The sequence below is a fragment of the Allobosea sp. genome, from assembly GCF_030695125.1.
Taxonomy (GTDB): Bacteria; Pseudomonadota; Alphaproteobacteria; order Rhizobiales; family Beijerinckiaceae; genus Allobosea.
In genome coordinates, this window is the sequence record NZ_JAUYTP010000029.1 from 39,647 (window position 1) to 58,975 (window position 19,329).

Below are 19,329 nucleotides of genomic sequence, written 5' to 3' on the forward strand. Positions count from 1 at the left end.
ACCCACTTCACTGCAGCGTCGTTTCGGGGTCGCCGCCATTGCGCGCCAGTTCGATCTCGGTGATCGCGACCAGCACCTCGGCGCGCTGCCTGAGATTGGGCGCCTCGAGCAACGCCTGCTTCTCGCGCGGGCCGAACGGGCACATCATCGAGAGCGCGTTGACCAGCGCCTCGTTCGGCGCCTCGTTGACGCCCTTCCAGTCGATCTTGAGGTCGCTCGCCTTGGCGAAGGCGCGCAGCGCCTTGAGCAGGCCGTTGCGATCGACCTCGTCCTCGCCGGCGCGGGCGGTGAAATCGAGCAGGAAATCGTCGTAAGTCACGCGGCATTGCCGGTAAGGCGTCGTCGCCGGCAGCTCCTCGGCGATGCGGAAACGGGCGATTCCCGTCAGCGTCAGGATGTAGCGATCGTCGCCGGTCTCGGCGAACTGCGTGATGCGCCCGAGGCAACCGACCTGCAGCAGCCCCGGCGTCGCCGCCTGGCGGCCGCTCTCGGGCTCGGGCTGGACGATGCCGATGACGCGGTGCGTGCGGATGGCGTCGTCGACCATCGCCAGATAGCGCGGCTCGAAGATGTTGAGCGGCATCTGTCCGCGCGGCAGCAGGAGCGCGCCGCCCAGCGGGAACATGGGCACCACGGCCGGGCAGTCCTCAGGCCCCTCATAGACGGCGTTCATGCCCATCGGCCGCTCCTCTCGGGTTTCAGGAAAACAACAGGGTCGAGAGCTTGCGACGCCCCGCCATGCTGTGCTCGTCCATCGGGCCCCAGGCCTCGAAGAGCTGCAGCAGCTGCTTGCGGGCGCCGTCCTCGTTCCACGTTCGATCCGCCTTGATGATGGCGATCAGATGATCGACCGCCTCCTCGCGCCGGTCGCGCGCATTCAGCGCCAGCGCGAGATCGAACCGCGCCTGGTGATCCTTCGGATCCGCGGCGACCTTCGCCTCCAGCTCCGCTGTGTCGCCGAGCGCCGCCGCCTGCTGCGCCAGCTCGATGGCGGCGCGCACGGCCACGACCGCGGCATCCCCCACCTTGGCTTCGGGCACCATGCTCAGAATGCCGGTCGCCCCCTCAAGGTCGCCCATGTCGAGATGCAGGCGCGCCAGCCCGGCGATCGCCGCGACATTCTCGGGCTCGAGTTCGAGCACCTGCGCATAGAGTTCGCTCGCACCGGCGGCGTCGCCCGCCTCGGCCGCCGCCTTCGCCGCGGTGATCAGCTCCTCGGTCGCGCCCGGCCCCATCTTGCCGACCAGCTTCTCGATGAAGGCCTTGACCTGGCTTTCGGGCTGGGCGCCCATGAAGCCGTCGATCGGCTGGCCCTGCTTGAAGGCGATGACGGCGGGAATCGACTGGATGCCCAGCTGGCCCGGGATCTCCGGGAACTCGTCGATGTTCATCTTGACGAGCCGGACCTTGCCGCGCGCCTCCTTGACGACCTTCTCGATCACCGGGGTGAGCTGCTTGCAGGGACCGCACCAGGGCGCCCAGAAATCGACCAGCACCGGCTGCTTCATCGACTCCGCGACGACATCCTGCCGGAAGCCTTGCGTCGTGGTGTCCTTGATCAGGCCGGGTTGTTCGGCCGCCTCGCTATTGACCAGCATCGATCGTCCTTCGTCGCGCTTTTGATCAGAAAAATGGTGCGTTGCGGCCACGACCGCATCCGGCCCCATAGATGGGGAGGATCAGCCGCTCTGTCCATCGTCGGGAACCGGCAAATCGACGATCATCGGCTCGTGATCGACGCCGCGCAGGAAGGCGAGCATGTCGTCGCGGGCGATCCGCAGGGTTGCCGTGTTGACCAGCGGATGGAAGTTCATGTCTTCGCCGGTCACGAGGTTGCGGTCCAGCACCATCGTCACGACGCCGTCCCGGTCGTTGATGACGGCAAAGGCCGTGACCGAGCCCGGCGTCACCCCCAGCCGCTCCATCAACTGCTCCGCCGAGCAGAAGGAGAGCCGCCCGCTGGCGCCGAGCGTCTCGTGCAGGCGCTTGAGGTCGATGCGGGCGTTCTCGCGCGCCGATACCAGGAACAGCCGGCCCTTCTTGTCCTTCACGAACAGGTTCTTCGAGTGCAGCCCCGGCAGGGTGCCACGCAGGCCCTGCGATTCGGCCACCGTGAACACCGCCTCGTGGTCGACGCGGGCGAAGGCGAGCCCCTGCGCGCTCAGATGCGCGCAGAGTTCGTCGGGCGTCAGCGGGGTCCGGGTGAGCGGGGCGGAGCGGCTCTGCGGCATGGGTCGGCATCGGCTCGGCTGGAAGAAGGGGCGCAGGGCGATGCCTAGCGCCCGGCCAACCCCGCCACAAGCGCCGTTTGCGGTCCGCCTTGAGCCGACATCGGGCGGGTTGCGACGGCATTTCGCAAAAGATGAAACTTCCGCAACAAGGCGCTTGCACTGCGCGCCGCTTTGGGGCAATAAGCCGGCCTCCGCGGCGGAAACGGCGCGGCCATGTCCTGATGCGGGAGTAGCTCAGGGGTAGAGCACAACCTTGCCAAGGTTGGGGTCGAGGGTTCGAATCCCTTCTCCCGCTCCAGGACATCACAGCGTTAGAGACTGTCGCAGGCGTCGGTTTATCCGGCGCTTTTTGCGTTTTGACGCTCACGATCGATGATCAGATCATGGCGTCTTGAATGTGCCGCTCCGAAAGTTGATGCGCCCGTCGTGAGGACGCGCCGTCATTCCGGACAAGCCGCGAAGCGGCACTGCTCCGGAATCCATCATAGGCATTGTCGCGCTACAATGGGTTCCGGGTCTTCGCTTCGCTCGCCCGGAATGACGGCGCGCTCAGGCGCCGGCGGACCGTACGGACTCTGACTCACAACACCGACGACATCCCGCCATCGACATAGATGATCTGGCCGTTGACGTAGTTCGAGGCCGACGACGCCAGGAAAACCGCCGTGCCGATCAGCTCGTCCGGCTTGCCCCAGCGCTTCGCCGGGGTGCGGCCCTTGACCCAGGCGTCGAAGGTCGGATTGTCGATCAGCGCCTGGTTCATGTCGGTGATCATGTAGCCGGGACCGATGGCATTGGCCTGGATGCCGTGTTCGGCCCATTCCGCCGCCATGGCCCGCGTCAGCATCTTCATGCCGCCCTTGGCGACCGTGTAGGGCGCCACCGTCGCCCGCGCGAGTTCGCTGGTCAGCGAGCCGATATTGATGACCTTGCCATGGCCCCGCGCGATCATTCGCTTGGCCGCCTCGCGGCCGATCATGAAGGCCGAGGTCAGGTTGGTGTCGATGACGCGCTGCCAGTCGGCCGTGGCGAGTTCGACCATCGGCTTGCGGAACTGGATGCCGGCATTGTTGACGAGGATATCGACCGTGATGCCGGCCGCGTCGAAGGCCTCGAAGGCGCGCAGGATGGCCGCCTCGTCGGTGACGTCGAAGGCCGCCGGCTCGGCCGCGTGGCCGGCGGCGTGGAACTGCGACACGGCCTCGGCCACCCGCAGCGGATCGGTGCCGTTGATCAGGATGCGCGCGCCGGCGACCGCCAGCCCTTCCGCCATGGCGCGGCCGAGGCCGCGCGACGAGCCGGTGACGAGGGCCGTCTTGCCCGAGAGATCGAAGAGGGGATTGGTCATGTCACATCCTCACAAGCTGGAGCGGCGGAGGGTCAGGTCCGTGCGATCGAACACGGCCGGCAGCAGCTCGACGCCGAGACCGGGGCCTTCCATCGGCAGGACATAGCCGTTCTCGATGGTCGGCATCGTCGTGACGAGTTCGTTGTACCAGCCGGTGTAGAAGGCGCGAACGGATTCCTGGATCAGCGTGTTGGGCTGGCTGAAGGAGGCGTGGATCGCCGCGATGAAGCCGACCGGGCCGATGCAGTCATGCGGCGCGAAGGGACGGTGATAGGTGTCGGCCATGGCCGCGATCTTGCGGCCCTCGGTGAGCCCGCCGGTCCAGCACAGGTCGGCCATGACGATGTGCATCGCGTCGCGGTCGAGCATGTCCTTGTAGGGGAAGCGCGAACCCAGCGTCTCGCTGGCGCAGACCGACACCGTCGTCGAGCGCGCGAACTCGCTGAGCGCCTGCGGCGAGTTCATCCGGATCGGATCCTCGTACCAGGTCGGGCTGTACTGCTCGAGCACCCTAGCGATCTTGATCGCGGTCGGCAGGTTCCAGAGCGAATGGAACTCGACCATGATCTCGATCTTGTCGCCCACGGCCTTGCGGATTTTCTCGAACGGCTCGCACGCCTTTCGCATCTGCTCGGGGGTGATGAACATCCCCTGGTTCTCGATTGCGGGCGGATCGAACGGCCAGATCTTCATGGCGGTGATGCCGCTCTCCAGCAGGCTCTCGGCCACCGCGTCGGCCCGGTTCATGAAGCCGCCGAGATCCTCATAGGGACCTTCGGTCTCGCCGAGATTCCAGGTCGAGACCGGCTTGATGTTGTGCGAGCGAACATAATTGTAGCCGGCGCAGGTGTTGTAGATACGCTGCTTGTCGCGGCACAGCCCGCCGAGCATCTGGTGGACCGGCTGGCCGCAGACCTTGCCGAAGACATCCCACAGCGCGATGTCGACGGCCGACGTCGCCCGCGATTCCACACCGGTCGAGGCCTGCGCCATCGGCAGGTTGGTCATCTCGCGATGCAGCGCCTCGATGTGCAGCGGGTTCTTGCCGAGCAGCCGCATGGCGAGCGTGTCGTGCAGATGCGCCTCGACGGCGCCCGCGCCATAAAACGTTTCGCCCAGCCCGATGATGCCGGCATCCGTATGGACGCGCACCCACAGCACATTGGCGAACTCTTCCGTCCGCAGCGTCTCGATGGCGGTGATCTTCACAGCTTGCCTCCCGGGCGGCGCGCGCTTTTGTGGCGGCAGCACGCCGCTGAGCGCTGTGGTTGATGGCGGTCCGCCAGAGCGGCACCGCGGGTGCCGGACCGGACAGAACGGAACGCAGCATAGGAGCGCTTGTAAAATATCACAATATGTTTAGTCTGCTCGCCAAGCTGGGGCCGCTTGAACGAGCTCCGCGACGGAGGAACGAGATGGCGCAGCGCGCTGGCCGGCTGACAGTGGTGGAGGCGCATGATGCGCCGCCGCGGCGCAACCGCGTCAACCTGTTCGAACTGGCCTATCAGCGCATCGAGGAGATGCTGGTGCGCTGCGAACTCGCGCCCGGCCGCTTCCTGGCGATGCAGGATCTCCAGGACCTCACCGGCTTCGGCCGCACGCCCGTCCATCATGCGGTCAATCGTCTCGCCGCCGACACGCTGATCGTCGTCCGCCCGCGCCACGGCCTCCAGATCGCGCCGATCGACCTCGCCCGCGAGCGCGTGCTGCTGCATCTGCGCCGCGACATCGAGCGCTTCGTCATTCGCCTCGCGGCCGAGCGCGCCGGGCCGTCGCATCGCAACCAGATGCTGCATATGGAACGCCTGCTGCGCGAGCGCCGCGACGGGCTGACCCTGGCCGAGTTCAACACCCTCGACCGCCGCATCGACCAGATGGTGCTGGCTGCGGCGGGCGAGCCGTTCCTCGAACACACGCTGCGGCCGCTGCACACGATCTTCCGGCGCATCGGCTTCATCTATCACGCCCATATGGCGGCCAGGCCCAGCCTGGAAGGCACGATCGACCACCACATTGCTGTGCTCAACGCCGTCGCCACGCGCAATGTCGAGCGTGCGGTCGCAGCGTCCGACGCGCTCATCGCCTTCGTCGATGGCATGTTCGACGAGATGGAGACCCGGATCGACCCGTCCCTCCTCGATTGCAGCGTCGAGCCGCTGCTGAGCACCTGACGCACCCGCCACCCCATCGAGACCAGCGAGAAAACGCCGACCATGCGCATCATCTTCCACGGCGACAACGCCGCCTCCTTCAGCCAGGGCTTCGCCGACCTCGTCGGCGGCGACGCGCAGGTCACCATCTTGCCGGACGTGCTCGCCACCCCGGCGGAGCAACAGTCCTATGCGCAGGCCGATGCGATCATCGGCGTGAAGTTCGATGCCGGCCTGCCGATGCCGAAAGACCTGAAGCTGTTCCATGTTCCCGGAGCAGGCTACGATGCCGTCGATCTCGCGCTGCTCCCGCCGCAGGCCCATCTCTGCAACTGCTTCGGGCACGAGCAGGCGATCTCCGAATATGTGATGAGCGCGCTGCTCGCCCGCGCCATTCCCCTCGCCGATGCCGACGCCAGGCTGCGCCGCGGCGACTGGGCCTACTGGGCCGGCTCGCCGGACCGCGTCCATGGCGAGATCGCCGGCCAGACCATCGGCCTGCTCGGCTTCGGCCATATCGGCAAGGCCATCGCGCGGCGCGCCAAGGCCTTCGAGATGAAGGTCCATGTCGCCAATCGCAGCCCGGTCGCGACCTCGGACCTGGTCGACCGCGCCTTCACGCTCGATGACCTCGCGGCCTTCTGCGCATCGGTCGATGCGCTCGTGGTGTCGGTTCCGCTGACAGCCGAAACCACCGGCATCGTCGATGCGGCGGCACTGGCCGCGATGAAACCCGATGCCGTGATCGTGAATGTCGGCCGCGGCCCGACGATCGACGAGACGGCGCTGTTCGAAGCCCTCGAAGCACGCCGGATCGGCGGGGCGATCATCGACACGTGGTATCGCTACCCCAATCCGGCCGAGCCTACTATTTTACCATCGAAACTGGCTTTCCATGAGCTTTCAAACGTTTTAATGACACCGCACATGTCAGGCTGGACGGATGGCACCATTCGCCGCCGCCAGCAGACGATGGCAGACAACATCAAGCGGTGCCTGTCGGGCGCCGCTCTCACCAACGTCGTGCGGAAGGGCGCGTCCCGCGTCTGACCGCCAGCAAACCGGCCGCACGAAGCCGGAGCAACAACACCTGCCCCGACGCCAAACCGAGGAAACGGCACCATGAACCTGATGAAGCATCTCAAGATCGCCGGCACGCTGCTCGCGCTCGGCGCCGGCATGCTCGCCGCCAGCCAAGCCTCCGCCCAGACGCTGGCCGACATCACCAAGCGCGGCAAGGTCCGCATCGGCGTGCTGATCGGCGCCCCCCCCTATGGCTCCGTCGACTCGACCGGCAACGCCATCGGTTATGACGCCGACGTCGCCGCCCTCGTCGCCAAATATCTCGGCCTGCCGATGGAAGTCGTGCAGCTGACCCCGCCCTCGCGCATCCCCGCGCTCGAAGCCAACAAGGTCGACTTCCTGGTCGCCACGCTCGCCCCGACGCCCGAGCGCGCCAAGGCGGTGATGTTCACCATCCCCTACAGCGCCTTCCAGATGGGCATCTACGCCAAGAAGGGCACGCCCATCAAAACCTGGGCTGATCTCAAGGGCCGCAAGGTCGGCGTCAACCGCGGCTCCAGCGTCGAGCGCGAATTCGTCAACCGCGAGAAGGAGCTGAACCTCACCATCCTGCGCTTCGAGGACGACTCGACCACGATGCAGGCGCTGTTCTCCGGCCAGGTCGACGCCATCGCCGGCCCCGACGCCCAGGCCAACGCCGCCATCAAGGCCCGCGGCGAGACCGAGACCGAGGTGAAGTTCTTCTTCGGCATGCAGCCGAACTCGATGACCGTCCGCAAGGACGCCTACGAGCTGAAGCAGTGGCTCAACAATGTCATCTACTTCATCAAGCAGAACGGCGAGCTGAACGCGATTTCGGAAAAGTGGGTCGGCGGCCCGCTGCCCACGCTCCCGACCTTCTGATTGCAGCCTTGCGCCGGCACGGGAGCGATCCCGTGTCGGCCCTTCATGCTCACGACGGCCGCCCGGTCCCGACCGTGCGATAACCGATCCGGTGCGGCCCCCGAGTTGGGGAGGAGCCATCCTTGCAGTTCGATCCTGTTTTTGCCGAATCGCAGTTGATCATCGACGGGATCATGCTGACGATCGGCCTCTCGGCGGCCGCGATCGTGCTCGGCTCGATCCTGGCGGTGCTGCTCGTGGCGCTGCGAACCCTGGCGGGCCGCTGGGCCGGCTTCGTCGTCGACGCCTATGTCGAACTGATGCGCAACACGCCCTTCCTGATCCAGCTCTTCATGGTCTTTTTCGGTCTGCCGCTGCTCGGCATCCGGATGTCGGGCGTCGAGGCGGCCCTGCTGACGATGACGCTCAATCTCGGCGCCTACTCGACCGAGATCATCCGGGCCGGCATCGATTCCATTCACAAGTCCCAGTTCGAAGCCGGCGTCTCGCTGGCGCTCTCCCGCCGTCAGGTCTTCCAGTATGTCATGCTGCAGCCGGCTTTCGCGCGGGTCTGGCCGGCACTGTCGAGCCAATTCGTGCTGATGATGCTGGCCTCCAGCATCTGCTCCTTCATCTCGGTGCAGGAGCTGTCGGGCGCGGCCGCGCTGATCGAGCAGCGCACCTTCCGCAGCTTCGAGACCTATATCGTCGTGACGATCGTCTATCTGGTGATGGCGCTGTCGCTGAAGGTCTTCCTGCTCTGGCTCGGCCGCCGGCTGTTCCCCCAGGTCTCGGGCCTCGCCCGGCTCGACGCCAAGGCGGAGTCAGCCTGATGCAGACATTCGGTTGGCCCGAGGCCATGTTCATCTTCCGGGCGGCAGGCTGGACCCTGCTGCTCACCGTCATCGCATTCGCCATCGGCGGCGTCGTAGGCGGCGCGCTGGCGATCATGCGCCTGTCGCGCATCGCCGTGATCCGGCGCTTTGCCGCCACCTATATCCTCGTGATCCAGTCCCTGCCGGTGCTCATGGTGCTGTTCATGAGCTATTACGGGCTCTCGGTCATCGGCATCGAGCTGCCGCCCTTCTTCGCGGCCTCTGCCTCGCTGGCGGTCTATGTCTCGGCCTATCTGGCGGAGATCTGGCGCGGCTCGATCGAATCCGTGCCGTTCCAGCAATGGGAGGCCTCGTCCTCGCTCGCCCATTCCCGCGCGCAGACCTATCGCTATGTCATCCTGCCGCAGGCGGTGCGCATCTCGCTGCCACCGACGGTCGGGTTCCTCGTTCAATTGGTCAAGAACACCTCGATCGTCTCGGTCGTGGGCTTCGTCGAACTGTCCCGCGCCGGGCAGCTCGTCAACAACGCGACCTTCCAGGCCTTCCAGGTCTTCTCGCTGGTGGCGGTGATCTATTTCGCGATCTGTTTCCCGCTGTCCCGGCTCAGCCGCCATCTCGAAAAGGTGATGAATGCCAGCCGTTCTCATTGACGACGTCCACAAGAGCTTCGGCGATCTCGAAGTGCTCAAGGGCGTTTCGCTCACCGTCGACGCCGGCCAGGTGGTCGCGCTGATCGGCCGCTCCGGCTCCGGCAAGAGCACGCTGCTGCGCTGCATCAACGGGCTGGAGGCGATCAATTCCGGCCGCATCGAGGTCGCCGGCCACGTCGTCGACCAGGATCAGAAGCATCTGCGCGAGCTGCGCAAGGATGTCGGTATCGTCTTCCAGAGCTACAATCTGTTCCCGCATCTGACCGTCGGCCAGAACATCATGCTCTCGCCGCGGATCACCCAGAACGTGCCGCAGGCGCAGGCGGAAAAGCGCGCCCGCGACGTGCTCGCGCAGGTCGGGCTCTCCGAGAAGTTCGACAGCTATCCCGACAATCTCTCCGGCGGCCAGCAGCAGCGCGTGGCGATCGCCCGCTCGCTCGCCATGCAGCCCAAGGTCATGCTGTTCGACGAGGTCACCTCGGCGCTCGACCCCGAGCTGACCGGCGAGGTTCTGCTGGTGATGGAGAAGCTCGCCAAGGACGGAATGACCATGCTCCTGGTCACACATGAGATGGCCTTCGCCCGCAATGTCGCGAGCACGACCATCTTCATGCATCAGGGCAAGATCTGGGAAAGCGGCTCCTCGCAGGAGCTCTTCGCAAATCCGCAGACGCCGGAACTGCGCAATTTCGTCAGCGCCGGCGCCAAGTGAGACGCAAGGCGGCGCTCCCCTTCGGGCGCCGCCTTTGATCCCTCAGGCGGCCAGCGGCAGGGCGCCCTCGCGGGTGATCCCCGCCTGATCGAGCGCCTGCTTGATGCGCGCGATCTCGTCCTCCGGCAGCTTCATCAGCGGCGGCCGCACCACCGCCCTGTCAAGCCGGCCGAGCAGCACGAGCGCCTCCTTCATGCGGTTGTGCATGTCGAGGAAGGGCGGCGCATAGAACGCCTGCGACAGCGGCACGATACGGTCGTTGACCGCCTGCGCGGCCTTGAGGTCGCCGGCCTGCACCGCCCGCCACAGCGCCACCTGCAGATCGGCGATCACGCTGCCCGAGCCCGAGAGCAGCCCGTTGCAGCCCAGCGTCAGCGAGGCCATCAGCCAGGACGAATGGGTGGTGAGAACGTTCACCGGGCGGACGAGAGCCTGGAAGGTCCGGATATGCTTTTCATGCAGCATCGGATCGTTCGACCAGTCCTTGATCGCGACGATCGTCGGCACCGCCTCGAACAGCGCCAGCAGCGTCTCGAACGGATAGCCGAGCCCGCCACCCATCGGATACTGGAAGGCGATGATCGGCAGATCCGTGGCGTCGGCGATGCGCCGGTAATGCGCGATCGCCATCTCCGGCCGCAATTGCCCGCCCATCGCCATGCTGTTGGGCGGGAAGACCAGCAGCGCAGAGGCGCCCTCGCGCTCGGCCATCGCCGCCAGCCGGGCCGCTTCCATCGAACCATCGGCATAGACGCCGTTGATCAGCGGCACCCGGTCGCCGACCTCGGCCAGCGACGCCGCCAGGATCTGCTGCTGCTCGTCGAAGGAGCAGGCATGGACCTCGGAGGCATGGCCGTTGACGGTGACCGCGCTGACCCCGTCGACCAGCGCGCAGTCGCGCAGATGGCGGCGCGTCTGGCGCTCGTCGATGCTCATGTCGTCATGGAGTGCGAGCAGCGTCGCCGGGATCACGCCGGCAGGCCGGAAGTCCTTGAAGCGAGGCATGTCCGTCTCCTGTTGTCGGCGGGTCAGTCGTTCCAGATGCCGCCGGTGACGCTGATCGTTTCGCCGGTGATGTAGTCTGCCTCGTCGGAGGCCAGGAACGCCACCGTCTTGGCGATGTCTGAGGGCAAGCCGGCGCGGCGCAACGGAATCGTCTTGGCCCGGTCCTTCGCCGTCGGCAGCCCCTCGGCCGCGCGCTGGATCTCGGATTCGTCGCGCATCCTGGTCTCGACGATCAGCCCCGGCGCAATCGCGTTCACCCGGATGCCGTATTCGCCGATCTCGAGCGCCAGCGACTGCGTCAGCGACACCACCGCGAATTTCGAGGCGCAATAGGCGCCATAGGCCGCCACGCCCGACTTGCCCATCCAGGAGGCGATGTTGACGATCGTGCCGCTGCGGCGCTCGACCATGCCCGGGGCGACCTGGCGGGTGACGTGGAACAGCCCGTCGACATTGATGCCGAAGGTCGCCTTCCACTCGGCCTCGCTCGTCTCCAGCAGCTTGCCGACCTTGCAGATACCGGCATTGTTGACGAGGATATCGATGGGGCCGAGCGCCGCCTTCAGCGCGCCGATGCCGGCCGCGACATCCTCCCGCGACGAGACATCCCCCGCCGCCACCACGACCCGGCCGCCCTCGGCGGAGAGCGCGTCGGCGGTGGCCTGCGCCGCCGCGCGGTCGAGGTCGAAGAGGCCGACCTCGCAGCCTTCCGCCACGAGCCGCGCCGCGATCGCCCGGCCGATGCCGTGCGCTCCCCCGGTGACGATCGCCTTGCGGCCGTTCAATCCATACATCTGTCAGCCTTGTGTCTTGGGTCAGGGTTCGATTTTGGGTTTGCGGTCTCCCTGTGCCGTCCAGCCGCCATCGACGACCATGACGGAGCCGGTGCAGAAGGAGGCGTCGTCGCTGGCGAGCCAGAGCATCGCCTGGGCGATCTCGATCGGCTGGCCGAGGCGCTCCATCGCCTGGCGTTCCTCGAGGCCGCGACGCAGCACCGCGCCGTCGGGCCCGCTCAGGATCTTGGTGAAATAGGGCGATTCGATCGTGCCGGGCGCGACCGCGTTGATGCGAATGCCGCCCGCGACATGGTCGATCGCCATCGCCCGCGTCAGCGCCGCCACCGCCCCCTTGGAGGCGACATAGGCCGCGCGATCATGGATGCCGATATTCGCCGCCGCCGAGGCCGTGTTGACGATCGCACCGCCGCCCTGCTTCTCCATCACGGGAATCGCATGCTTGCAGCCGAGGAAGACGCCGTTGACGTTGACCGCCATCAGCGCGTTCCAGTCGGCCTCCGAGGTCGACACCACGGTGCCGGAGATGCCGTAGCCGGCATTGTTGACGAGGATGTCGAGCCGGCCGTGATCGGCGACGACCTTCGCGATCATCGCCGCCACCTCGACCTCCCGGCTGACATCGACGGTGTGGGCGCTCGCCTGGCCGCCCTGCCCCACGATCTCAGCCGCGACGCGCTCAGCCGCCGCCCCGTCGCGGTCGGCGACGATCACGCGCGCGCCTTCGCGGGCGAACAGCTTGCAGGCCTCATGGCCGATTCCGGAGCCGCCCCCGGTGATGATCGCGATCTTGCCGTCGAGCTTCATGGCCTTGGCCTCCCTTCGAGGATCCCGTGACGATCCCGGCGCTCCGCGCTCACATCATCACCACGGGAGAAAAATGCTGCTCGACCGCAGCCAGAATGGCCTGCGCGACGATCCAGGACGATTTCGGATTGGTCGGCGAGGGCTGGTTCGCGATCTCGAGCGACATGGTTCCGAACTCGCTGCTCACCCTGACCACATGCGTGTTTCCGGTGGCGGCGGGATCACAGACGACGTCGACGCCGGTCGCCTCGAAACCCGGCCCCGCCAGCGCCAGCGCCGCCGCGACGTTGAGGTTCTGCGGGTAGCGCGCGGCCGCTTCGCGCGCCGTGCCCGAAAACAGCGTCACGGGCCGGGACAGCGCGGCCGGGTCATGGCCGAGCGCGCGCAGTTCGCCGCTCCAGGCGGCCGGCGGCTTGCGCGATTCATAACGCAGCTCGAGCTGCTTGGCGTGGCGCACGGCCCGGACATAGTCGAGCCCACCGAGCGCGCCCGACGCCAGCAGGAGCCGCCCGCCGCCCCGGCGCGCCGTGGCGACGAGTTCGGCAAAGAAAGTCTCGTCATGCAGCGCGCCGATCGACGAGATCAGCACCGGCAGCCCAAGCGCCAGGCAGCCCGGAACGCTCTCGCGCACCGCGCCATGGCCGGCGGCCTCGATCACCAGATCGGGAGCGAAGGCCGCGACCGCGTCGAGCCCCGATAGAACCACGACGCCCTCCGGAACCCGCCCGGCCGACGACGAACCCGGCCGCAGCAGCACGGCCAGCGCATAGCCGGGCTCACGCGCCGCGAGCAGCGCCGCAGTGATGTCGGCGGCGATGGCGCCATAGCCGATCAGGACGACGCGGCGCGCGCTCACCCGTGTTCTCCGATCCACTCCGCGACCTTGGCGGTGAAGGCGTCGGGCCGCGAGACCGGGAAGAAATGTCCGCCCGAATCGAGCAGGATCTTGCGGGCGCCGGGCAAGGCCGTGGCCAGGTCCTCCTGCAGGAAGGCGGGCACGATCATGTCGTCGCGCGCGCCCAGGACCAGCGTCGGCATGGTCAGCGCGGCGATGTCGGCCGAACCGTCGAAGGAGAGCAGCGCGTCGATGCGCTCGCGCACGACCTGGCGGGCTTCCGCCGAGACGGGCGCGGCCGCGATGGCCGCCTCATAGACGCTCCAATGCGCCTCCAGCCAGGCCGGCGGATAGGAGATCAGCACGGCGGTGGCGGCATAGGCCTGCGGGTTCTCGGCGAGAATGGCCCGCCGCGCTCCGAACAGCGCGCCCATGTAATGGCTCGGCTTCAGCCAGGTCGCGCTCAGGATCAGCCCGTCGAGCCGCTCCGGCGCGATCCGCGCGAGCGCCTGGCCGATGCAGCCGCCGGTGGAATGGCCGAGCAGCACGGCCCGTTCGACGCCAGCCGCGTCGAGCACGCTCAGGCAGTCGCGCGCGAGCTGGTCGATCGTGCAGGGGGCGCTGCCGCGGCTGCTGGCGCCGATGCCGCGCTGGTCGAAGCGGATGACACGGTGGGAGCGCGCGAGCGTCGCCGTGTTGCCCTTCCAGAAGCCCGCCGTGCCGCCGAGCCCGCTGACGAGCAGCAAGGCCGGCCCCGCGCCCTCGGAAAAGGCGTGCAGCACCGCCCCGTCCGGGGTCGTCACGGAAAAGAAGCCGGGCGTGCCGGTCGGGAGAGCGGCGCTCATTGCAGCGGCGAATAGGCGACGGGCGTCAGGATGCGCGTATCCTGAAGATCGATCAGGCCGTCGACGCGCTTGAGATAATCCTGCCAGCGCGGATCGACCAGCATGGTCTTGCGCTTGGCGGCGCGCTCGTCGAGGCTGTTGTAGCTCCACAGCGCCACGACATGGTTGAGCTCGCCGATCTCCGTGGTGAAATAGGCGATGAAGGTGCCCAGATGCTCCTTCTGCAGCGGCAACCCGTATTCGCCATAGAGCTTCACGAACTCGGCCAGCTTGCCCGCCTTGATGCGATAGTCGCGCTCTTCATAGATCATCGTTCGTCTCGCTCATTCAGCGGGCAATGCGGCCCCGCAGGTGCCGTCAGGCTAGCCATACATGACCTTCGGCAGCCAGGTCGCCAGCGCCGGGAAGAACAGCAGCAGCGCCAGCACCACCAGCTGGCAGAGGATGAACGGGATCACACCCCAGTACATGTCCGTCAGTCGGATGGTTGGCGGCGCGATCGCCCGCAGATAGAAGATCGAGGGCGACATCGGCGGCGTCAGATAGCTGGTCTGCAGCACCACCAGCATCACCACGGCAAACCAGAGCGGGTCGATGCCGAAGCCTTTGACCAGCGGCACCGCGATCGGCACGATGATCAGAATGATCGAGATCGAGTCCACGATGAAGCCGAGGATGAAGGTCACCACAAGGATCACCGCCATGACGGACCAGGGCGAGAGCCCGAAGGCGTCGAGGATGCCCTTGGTCGCGGTCATGCCGCCCGAGGCGAAGAACACCCCGGAGAACATGCCGCCCGCCAGCACGATCGCCAGGATCATGGCCGTCAGAGAGACCGTCTGCTTGGCCGCCTGGAACAGCAGCGACCAGGTCAGGCGCCGGTAGAGCAACGCCAGCAGAAGCACGCCGAAGGAGCCGCAGGCCGCCGCTTCGGTCGGCGTCGCCAGCCCCATGAACAGCGTGCCGAGAACGGTGAAGATCAGGAAGGCCGGCGGCACCAGCGCGACCAGCGTGAACCTGATCTTCTCGCCGAGCGGGCGTGGATCGGGCTCCGGATCGGGTGGGGCGAGCGTCGGCTTCAACGCGCAGGCGACGAGGATGTAGAGGATGAACAGGCCCGACATCAGCAGGCCTGGAAACAGGATGCCCGCCAGAAGATCGCCGATCGGCAAGGTCGCGATCGGCGCGAGCACGATCACCGGCACCGAGGGCGGGATGATCGTGCCCAGCGAGCCGCCCGCACAGATCGTGCCCGAGATCAGCTTGTTGTCGTAATGCCGCTTCACCATGGCCGGGATCGCGAGCATGCCGACCAGGGTCTCGGTCGCGCCGACGACGCCGCTGGCGGCGGCAAAGATCGTGCACATCAGCAAGGCTGCGATCGCGAGCCCGCCGGGCAGGCGCCGCGTCCACATATAGAGCGCGTCGAAGAGGCGCTCGGCGATGCCGGCCCGCTCCAGGATCGAACCCATGAAGATGAAAAGCGGGATCGCGCCCAGCACATAGTTGGTCGAGAGATCGTCGATGCGCTGCGCGAACTGGTGGACGAGCGTGCCGCCGAAGCGCATCAGCCCGAAGCCGAGCGCCGCGATCATCATCGAGAAGGCGACAGGGAAGCCGAGGAAGATCAGCCCCAGCAGCGCCGGGAACATCCAAAGCACGGTCTGCGCGGTCATCGGGCCGATCCTTCGGTCTCATATCCGAATACGATCAGCAGGTTCTCGATCGCTTTGGCGAGGCATTGCAGGGCAAACAGCCCGAAGCCGATGACGTAGATGACGCGATAGGGCCAGACCGGCGGGTTCCAGGCCGACAGGCCGGTTCCCTCGCCGGTGCGGTAGACGCTCGCGACGTTTCCGATCAGCGCATTCGTGATCCAGAACAGCATCCCGGCCATCAGCACATAGCCGACCGAGTCGATCACGGCGATGCCGCGCCGCGGCAGGATCTGATGAAGGAAATCGACATTGACGTGCTGGTCGAGCAGCACCGCATAGGACAGGCCGAACAGGAAGATCGATCCCATCATCATGTAGCTGAGCTCGAAGGCCCACTGCGTCGGCGCCGCGAAGAAGTACCGGCTGACGACCTCGAACACCATGGCGAGCACGAGCGGCAGCACGATCAGCGCTCCCACGCGGCCAGACCACAGCGAGAGCCTGTTGATGAATCGGACGATGGGCATGAAGACCTCGGGTCGGGCCCGCGACGGCGACCCGAAGGCCGCCGCCGCCAGGCGAAGGATCAGCGCGAGCCGATGGCGAAGCGGAATTCGCTCAGCGGCTTGACGCTGGCCATGAAGGCCTTCTGGCTGTCATAGGCTTTCTTGAACCAGGCGTTCGAAGCCGCCTGCTTGTCGGCCCACTCGCCCGACGCCTTTACCACGGCGGCCGTCAGGCTCGGATCGACCTGGATCACCTCGATGTTGCTCGCCTTGATCTGCTTGTAGGCATCGAGATCGCTCTTGGCGTAGCCGAGATAGGTGTCGAGCACGGTCAGGCGGCCGGCAAGCTCCAGCAACTGCTTGTCCTTGTCGCCGATCTTGGCCCAGACGGCGTTGTTGAAAACGCAGTCATGCGCGCCCGACGGCGCATGCAGACCGGGCATGATCACGTATTTGGCGACCTTGTGAAAACCCTCCGACAGGTTGCTGCCCGGGCCGCCCCATTCGATGGCGTCGACGACCTTGCGCTCGAGCGCGCTGAACACCTCCGAGCCCGGCAGAACCACGGTCGAGGCCCCCAGCATCGGCGCGATCTCGGCCCAGGAGGACGAGGTGCGCAGCTTGAGGCCCTTCATGTCCGCGACGGTGCGGATCGGCTTGTGCGAGTGCATGAAGAACTCCGTCTCCAGCACGCCGCAGGGGAAGGCGACGACGTCGAACTTCTCCTTGCGCCACTGCTTCCAGAGATCGGCACCCCCGCCATTGTAGAGCCACATCATCATCTCTTCGGGGTTGGGCCCCGCCGACCAGCCCGAGAAGATCGCGCCGGTGCGATCGACCGCCCAGTCGTAGCCCGGCCAGCTATGGCCCATATCGGCGACGCCCTTCTGGACCGTTTCCGTGACCTTCAGCGCCGGCCCGAGCGCGCCGGCCGGGAAGACGTTGATCTTGATCCGGCCCTCGGTCATTTTCTCGACGTTCTCGGCATATTTCTTGGCGCCGATGTCGAGCCAATGGCCGCCCGCCCAGGGCGTGGCCATGTTGAGTTCCATCTTGTTCTGCGCCAGGGCGCCCGGGGCGCCAAACGCAAATCCTGCTGCGATGGCGAGCGCGGCAGCGGTCTTGAATCCGGTCATGTTGTTAGCCTTTCCCTCTGGTGCGGCCCTTGTCGATATCTGCGCGTCGGCCGATCTGCCGTGGTTCGGCAGCGCGCGATGGTTGGCTTGATCGTAACGACGGAAGGTCGGCCGGGCAGAGGCATCACCATCATTCCGCAGCGCCCTTATCGTCAGGCTGCTCCGTGGCGATGTCCCGTTCCCCGACAACCTCGCTCTCCCCCCGCTCATCTGCGCCATGCAAGCCCAACGGCGCACCGCGCATCACATCATATATCGCCCGCGCATTTGCAGCGGGTCTCGTCACAGAACCGCAGGCAAGGATCGCGCCAGCCGCCCCAAAACAGATCAAAAATTTCACTGAGGGGCGATCCAGGCGCCCGCTCCACAAACATTATGACATATATCAGCACGGTGCTTGCAGCGCGGCAACCGGGCTGGACAACACGATTATCGAGGCTCGCCTCATTGCGAGGACGTCATCAGAAAACCGGCCAAGCGCAGTGTCAATCCAGCGCACCGCATGGGCAGCCCGCGCCTGGATCGGCGCCATGCCCTGCGACGGCTTGTCATCGGCGCACAGCGCGGCCAAAGACAGCGCGATGATCGGGCGGGAATGACGGCATGGACCAAGAGCAGAAGCGCCTCGCGGCGTTGCGACATCTCCTGACGCAAGCCCATGAGAAACTCGGGCTGAAGCTCGGCTTCCAGCTTTGGGACGGCAGCCGCGTCCCCGGCACCTGGCCACAGGACGGGCTCGCCATCGCCATCCGCGATTCCGGCGCCGTCGCCGCGCTGCTGCGCAAGCCGAAACTCGACACGCTGCTGAACCTGCACATCAGCGACCGCATCGCCCTGCTCAACGGGTCGATCTTCGATCTCGCCACAGCACGGCCCGAGGGCAAGATCGGCCGGCTGGCGCGCACGATTCCGAAGGCCGCCGTGTTCGACGTCGTCCGTCGCTTCATCTTCGCTCCGGGCTCCGCGCCCAGCGCCGTCGCGCATCGCAAGGGCGACGAGATCGCACGCGATGGCGCCCCCGCGACCAACAAGGCCAATGTCGCCTATCACTACGACGTCTCGAACGCCTTCTACAGGCTCTTCCTCGACGAGGAGATGGTCTACACCTGCGCCTACTTCACCGAGGACCATGGCGATATCGGCCGCGCCCAGCGCGACAAGCTCGACATGATCTGCCGCAAGCTGCGCCTGAAGCCGGGCGACCGCTTCCTCGACATCGGCTGCGGCTGGGGCGCGCTCGTCTGCCACGCCGCCCAGCATTACGGCGTCGAGGCGCATGGCGTGACGCTGGCCGAGGAACAGTTGAAGCTCGCCCGGGAGAAGGTCGAGCGGCTTGGCCTCACCGACCGCGTCACGCTCCATCTGCAAGACTACACGCAGATGGAGGGGCAATTCGACAAGATCTCGTCGATCGGCATGTTCGAGCAGGTCGGCATCCGCAACCACCCGGACTATTTCCGCGCGGTGAACCGGCTGCTGCGCCCGCGCGGCCTCTATCTGCACCACACCATTTCCCGCCGCGCCAAGAAGACCGACAAGGCCTTCAACAGGATGCCCGCCGAGTACCGCGCGCTGGTGCGCTACATCTTCCCCGGCGGCGAGCTCGACCATCTCGGCATGTCGATCACCAATCTCGAGCGCCATGGCTTCGAGGTCCATGACGTCGAGGGCTGGCGCGAGCATTACCAGCGCACGACGCGGCTGTGGTGGGAGCGGCTGGACGCGCGCAAGGCCGAGGCCGAGGCCGAGATCGGCCCCGAGCGGACGCGCATGTGGCTGCTTTATCTCGCCGGCTGCTCGCTCGCCTTCGAGCGCGGTGGTGCGCTGGTCAACCAGACGCTGGCCTCGAAGCGCCGCAAGGGCGCTTCGGGCCTGCCGCTGACGCGGGCGGACCTCTATCGGTAGAGGCGT

General features: G+C 66.6%; 21 protein-coding genes and 1 tRNA gene. 8 read left to right on the forward strand and 14 right to left on the reverse strand.

From position 1 onward, the window contains the following. Positions 1 to 7: 7 nt before the first annotated feature. From Q8S38_RS08595 to Q8S38_RS08605, 3 genes are all read right to left on the reverse strand, one after another. Positions 8 to 679, reverse strand: coding sequence for an LON peptidase substrate-binding domain-containing protein (locus tag Q8S38_RS08595; RefSeq protein ID WP_305680009.1), 672 nt, complete (start codon positions 677 to 679; stop codon positions 8 to 10). A 19-nt stretch (positions 680 to 698) separates the two neighbouring features. Continuing rightward, complete coding sequence (gene trxA, locus Q8S38_RS08600; protein WP_305680010.1) at positions 699 to 1,598, reverse strand: thioredoxin; 900 nt, start codon at positions 1,596 to 1,598, stop codon at positions 699 to 701. An 81-nt stretch (positions 1,599 to 1,679) separates the two neighbouring features. Next, the gene (locus tag Q8S38_RS08605) at positions 1,680 to 2,231 is read right to left on the reverse strand and encodes a prolyl-tRNA synthetase associated domain-containing protein (RefSeq protein WP_305680011.1); all 552 of its coding nucleotides are present in this window, start codon (positions 2,229 to 2,231) and stop codon (positions 1,680 to 1,682) included. Between the two features lie 223 nt (positions 2,232 to 2,454). Here Q8S38_RS08605 and Q8S38_RS08610 point away from each other — a divergent pair. After that, a tRNA-Gly gene (locus tag Q8S38_RS08610) sits at positions 2,455 to 2,529 on the forward strand. A 282-nt stretch (positions 2,530 to 2,811) separates the two neighbouring features. On the opposite strand, the gene Q8S38_RS08615 is transcribed toward Q8S38_RS08610, so the two are convergent. Both Q8S38_RS08615 and Q8S38_RS08620 read right to left on the reverse strand, forming a co-directional pair. Beyond that, positions 2,812 to 3,579 carry an SDR family oxidoreductase gene (locus tag Q8S38_RS08615; RefSeq protein ID WP_305680012.1) on the reverse strand — a complete coding sequence of 256 codons (768 nt, stop codon included), beginning with the start codon at positions 3,577 to 3,579 and terminating at the stop codon, positions 2,812 to 2,814. 9 nt (positions 3,580 to 3,588) lie between these two features. Continuing rightward, the gene (locus Q8S38_RS08620; RefSeq protein WP_305680013.1) at positions 3,589 to 4,788 is read right to left on the reverse strand and encodes a mandelate racemase/muconate lactonizing enzyme family protein; all 1,200 of its coding nucleotides are present in this window, start codon (positions 4,786 to 4,788) and stop codon (positions 3,589 to 3,591) included. Between the two features lie 206 nt (positions 4,789 to 4,994). Between Q8S38_RS08620 and Q8S38_RS08625 the strand changes: the two genes are divergently transcribed. The 6 genes from Q8S38_RS08625 to Q8S38_RS08650 all read left to right on the forward strand — a co-directional run bounded on the left by Q8S38_RS08625 (position 4,995) and on the right by Q8S38_RS08650 (position 9,832). Further along, complete coding sequence (locus Q8S38_RS08625) at positions 4,995 to 5,750, forward strand: GntR family transcriptional regulator (protein ID WP_305680014.1); 756 nt, start codon at positions 4,995 to 4,997, stop codon at positions 5,748 to 5,750. Positions 5,751 to 5,792: 42 nt separating this feature from the next. Then, complete coding sequence (locus Q8S38_RS08630; protein WP_305680015.1) at positions 5,793 to 6,779, forward strand: 2-hydroxyacid dehydrogenase; 987 nt, start codon at positions 5,793 to 5,795, stop codon at positions 6,777 to 6,779. Between the two features lie 72 nt (positions 6,780 to 6,851). Continuing rightward, positions 6,852 to 7,655 (forward strand): transporter substrate-binding domain-containing protein, encoded by an 804-nt coding sequence (locus Q8S38_RS08635; RefSeq protein WP_305680016.1) that lies wholly within the window; start codon positions 6,852 to 6,854, stop codon positions 7,653 to 7,655. 122 nt (positions 7,656 to 7,777) lie between these two features. Next, a complete protein-coding gene (locus tag Q8S38_RS08640) occupies positions 7,778 to 8,467 on the forward strand; it encodes an amino acid ABC transporter permease (RefSeq protein WP_305680017.1) in 690 nt (229 codons plus the stop codon). Then, entirely contained in the window at positions 8,467 to 9,120 is a 654-nt protein-coding gene (locus Q8S38_RS08645) for an amino acid ABC transporter permease (RefSeq protein WP_305680018.1), read from the forward strand. Before Q8S38_RS08640 ends, Q8S38_RS08645 begins: the two co-directional genes overlap by 1 nt. Next, positions 9,101 to 9,832 carry an amino acid ABC transporter ATP-binding protein gene (locus Q8S38_RS08650; protein WP_305680019.1) on the forward strand — a complete coding sequence of 244 codons (732 nt, stop codon included), beginning with the start codon at positions 9,101 to 9,103 and terminating at the stop codon, positions 9,830 to 9,832. The genes Q8S38_RS08645 and Q8S38_RS08650 overlap by 20 nt, the downstream gene beginning before the upstream one ends. Before the next feature lie 42 nt (positions 9,833 to 9,874). Here the strand turns inward: Q8S38_RS08650 and Q8S38_RS08655 are convergent, their stop codons facing one another. From Q8S38_RS08655 to dctP, 9 genes are read right to left on the reverse strand one after another with little or no spacing between them, the layout of a single operon-like run. After that, positions 9,875 to 10,837, reverse strand: coding sequence for a dihydrodipicolinate synthase family protein (locus Q8S38_RS08655; RefSeq protein ID WP_305680020.1), 963 nt, complete (start codon positions 10,835 to 10,837; stop codon positions 9,875 to 9,877). A 23-nt stretch (positions 10,838 to 10,860) separates the two neighbouring features. Further along, positions 10,861 to 11,631 (reverse strand): SDR family NAD(P)-dependent oxidoreductase, encoded by a 771-nt coding sequence (locus Q8S38_RS08660; RefSeq protein ID WP_305680021.1) that lies wholly within the window; start codon positions 11,629 to 11,631, stop codon positions 10,861 to 10,863. A 21-nt stretch (positions 11,632 to 11,652) separates the two neighbouring features. Continuing rightward, positions 11,653 to 12,438 (reverse strand): SDR family oxidoreductase, encoded by a 786-nt coding sequence (locus Q8S38_RS08665; protein WP_305680022.1) that lies wholly within the window; start codon positions 12,436 to 12,438, stop codon positions 11,653 to 11,655. 49 nt (positions 12,439 to 12,487) lie between these two features. Beyond that, positions 12,488 to 13,294, reverse strand: a complete 807-nt coding sequence (locus Q8S38_RS08670; protein ID WP_305680023.1) for an aspartate dehydrogenase — start codon at positions 13,292 to 13,294, stop codon at positions 12,488 to 12,490. Further along, positions 13,291 to 14,118, reverse strand: coding sequence for an alpha/beta fold hydrolase (locus Q8S38_RS08675; RefSeq protein ID WP_305680024.1), 828 nt, complete (start codon positions 14,116 to 14,118; stop codon positions 13,291 to 13,293). Before Q8S38_RS08675 ends, Q8S38_RS08670 begins: the two co-directional genes overlap by 4 nt. Next, complete coding sequence (locus tag Q8S38_RS08680; RefSeq protein WP_305680025.1) at positions 14,115 to 14,429, reverse strand: NIPSNAP family protein; 315 nt, start codon at positions 14,427 to 14,429, stop codon at positions 14,115 to 14,117. Before Q8S38_RS08680 ends, Q8S38_RS08675 begins: the two co-directional genes overlap by 4 nt. Before the next feature lie 51 nt (positions 14,430 to 14,480). Beyond that, positions 14,481 to 15,794 (reverse strand): TRAP transporter large permease, encoded by a 1,314-nt coding sequence (locus tag Q8S38_RS08685; protein ID WP_305680026.1) that lies wholly within the window; start codon positions 15,792 to 15,794, stop codon positions 14,481 to 14,483. After that, on the reverse strand, positions 15,791 to 16,303 hold the full coding sequence (locus Q8S38_RS08690; protein ID WP_305680027.1) for a TRAP transporter small permease subunit: 513 nt from the start codon (positions 16,301 to 16,303) through the stop codon (positions 15,791 to 15,793). Before Q8S38_RS08690 ends, Q8S38_RS08685 begins: the two co-directional genes overlap by 4 nt. 59 nt (positions 16,304 to 16,362) lie before the next feature. Then, positions 16,363 to 17,418, reverse strand: coding sequence for a TRAP transporter substrate-binding protein DctP (gene dctP / locus Q8S38_RS08695; RefSeq protein ID WP_305680028.1), 1,056 nt, complete (start codon positions 17,416 to 17,418; stop codon positions 16,363 to 16,365). Positions 17,419 to 18,021: 603 nt separating this feature from the next. On the opposite strand from dctP, the gene Q8S38_RS08700 reads away from it, so the two are divergent. Beyond that, positions 18,022 to 19,323: an SAM-dependent methyltransferase gene (locus tag Q8S38_RS08700; protein WP_305680029.1), complete on the forward strand. Its 1,302-nt coding sequence runs from the start codon at positions 18,022 to 18,024 to the stop codon at positions 19,321 to 19,323. Positions 19,324 to 19,329: the final 6 nt, after the last annotated feature.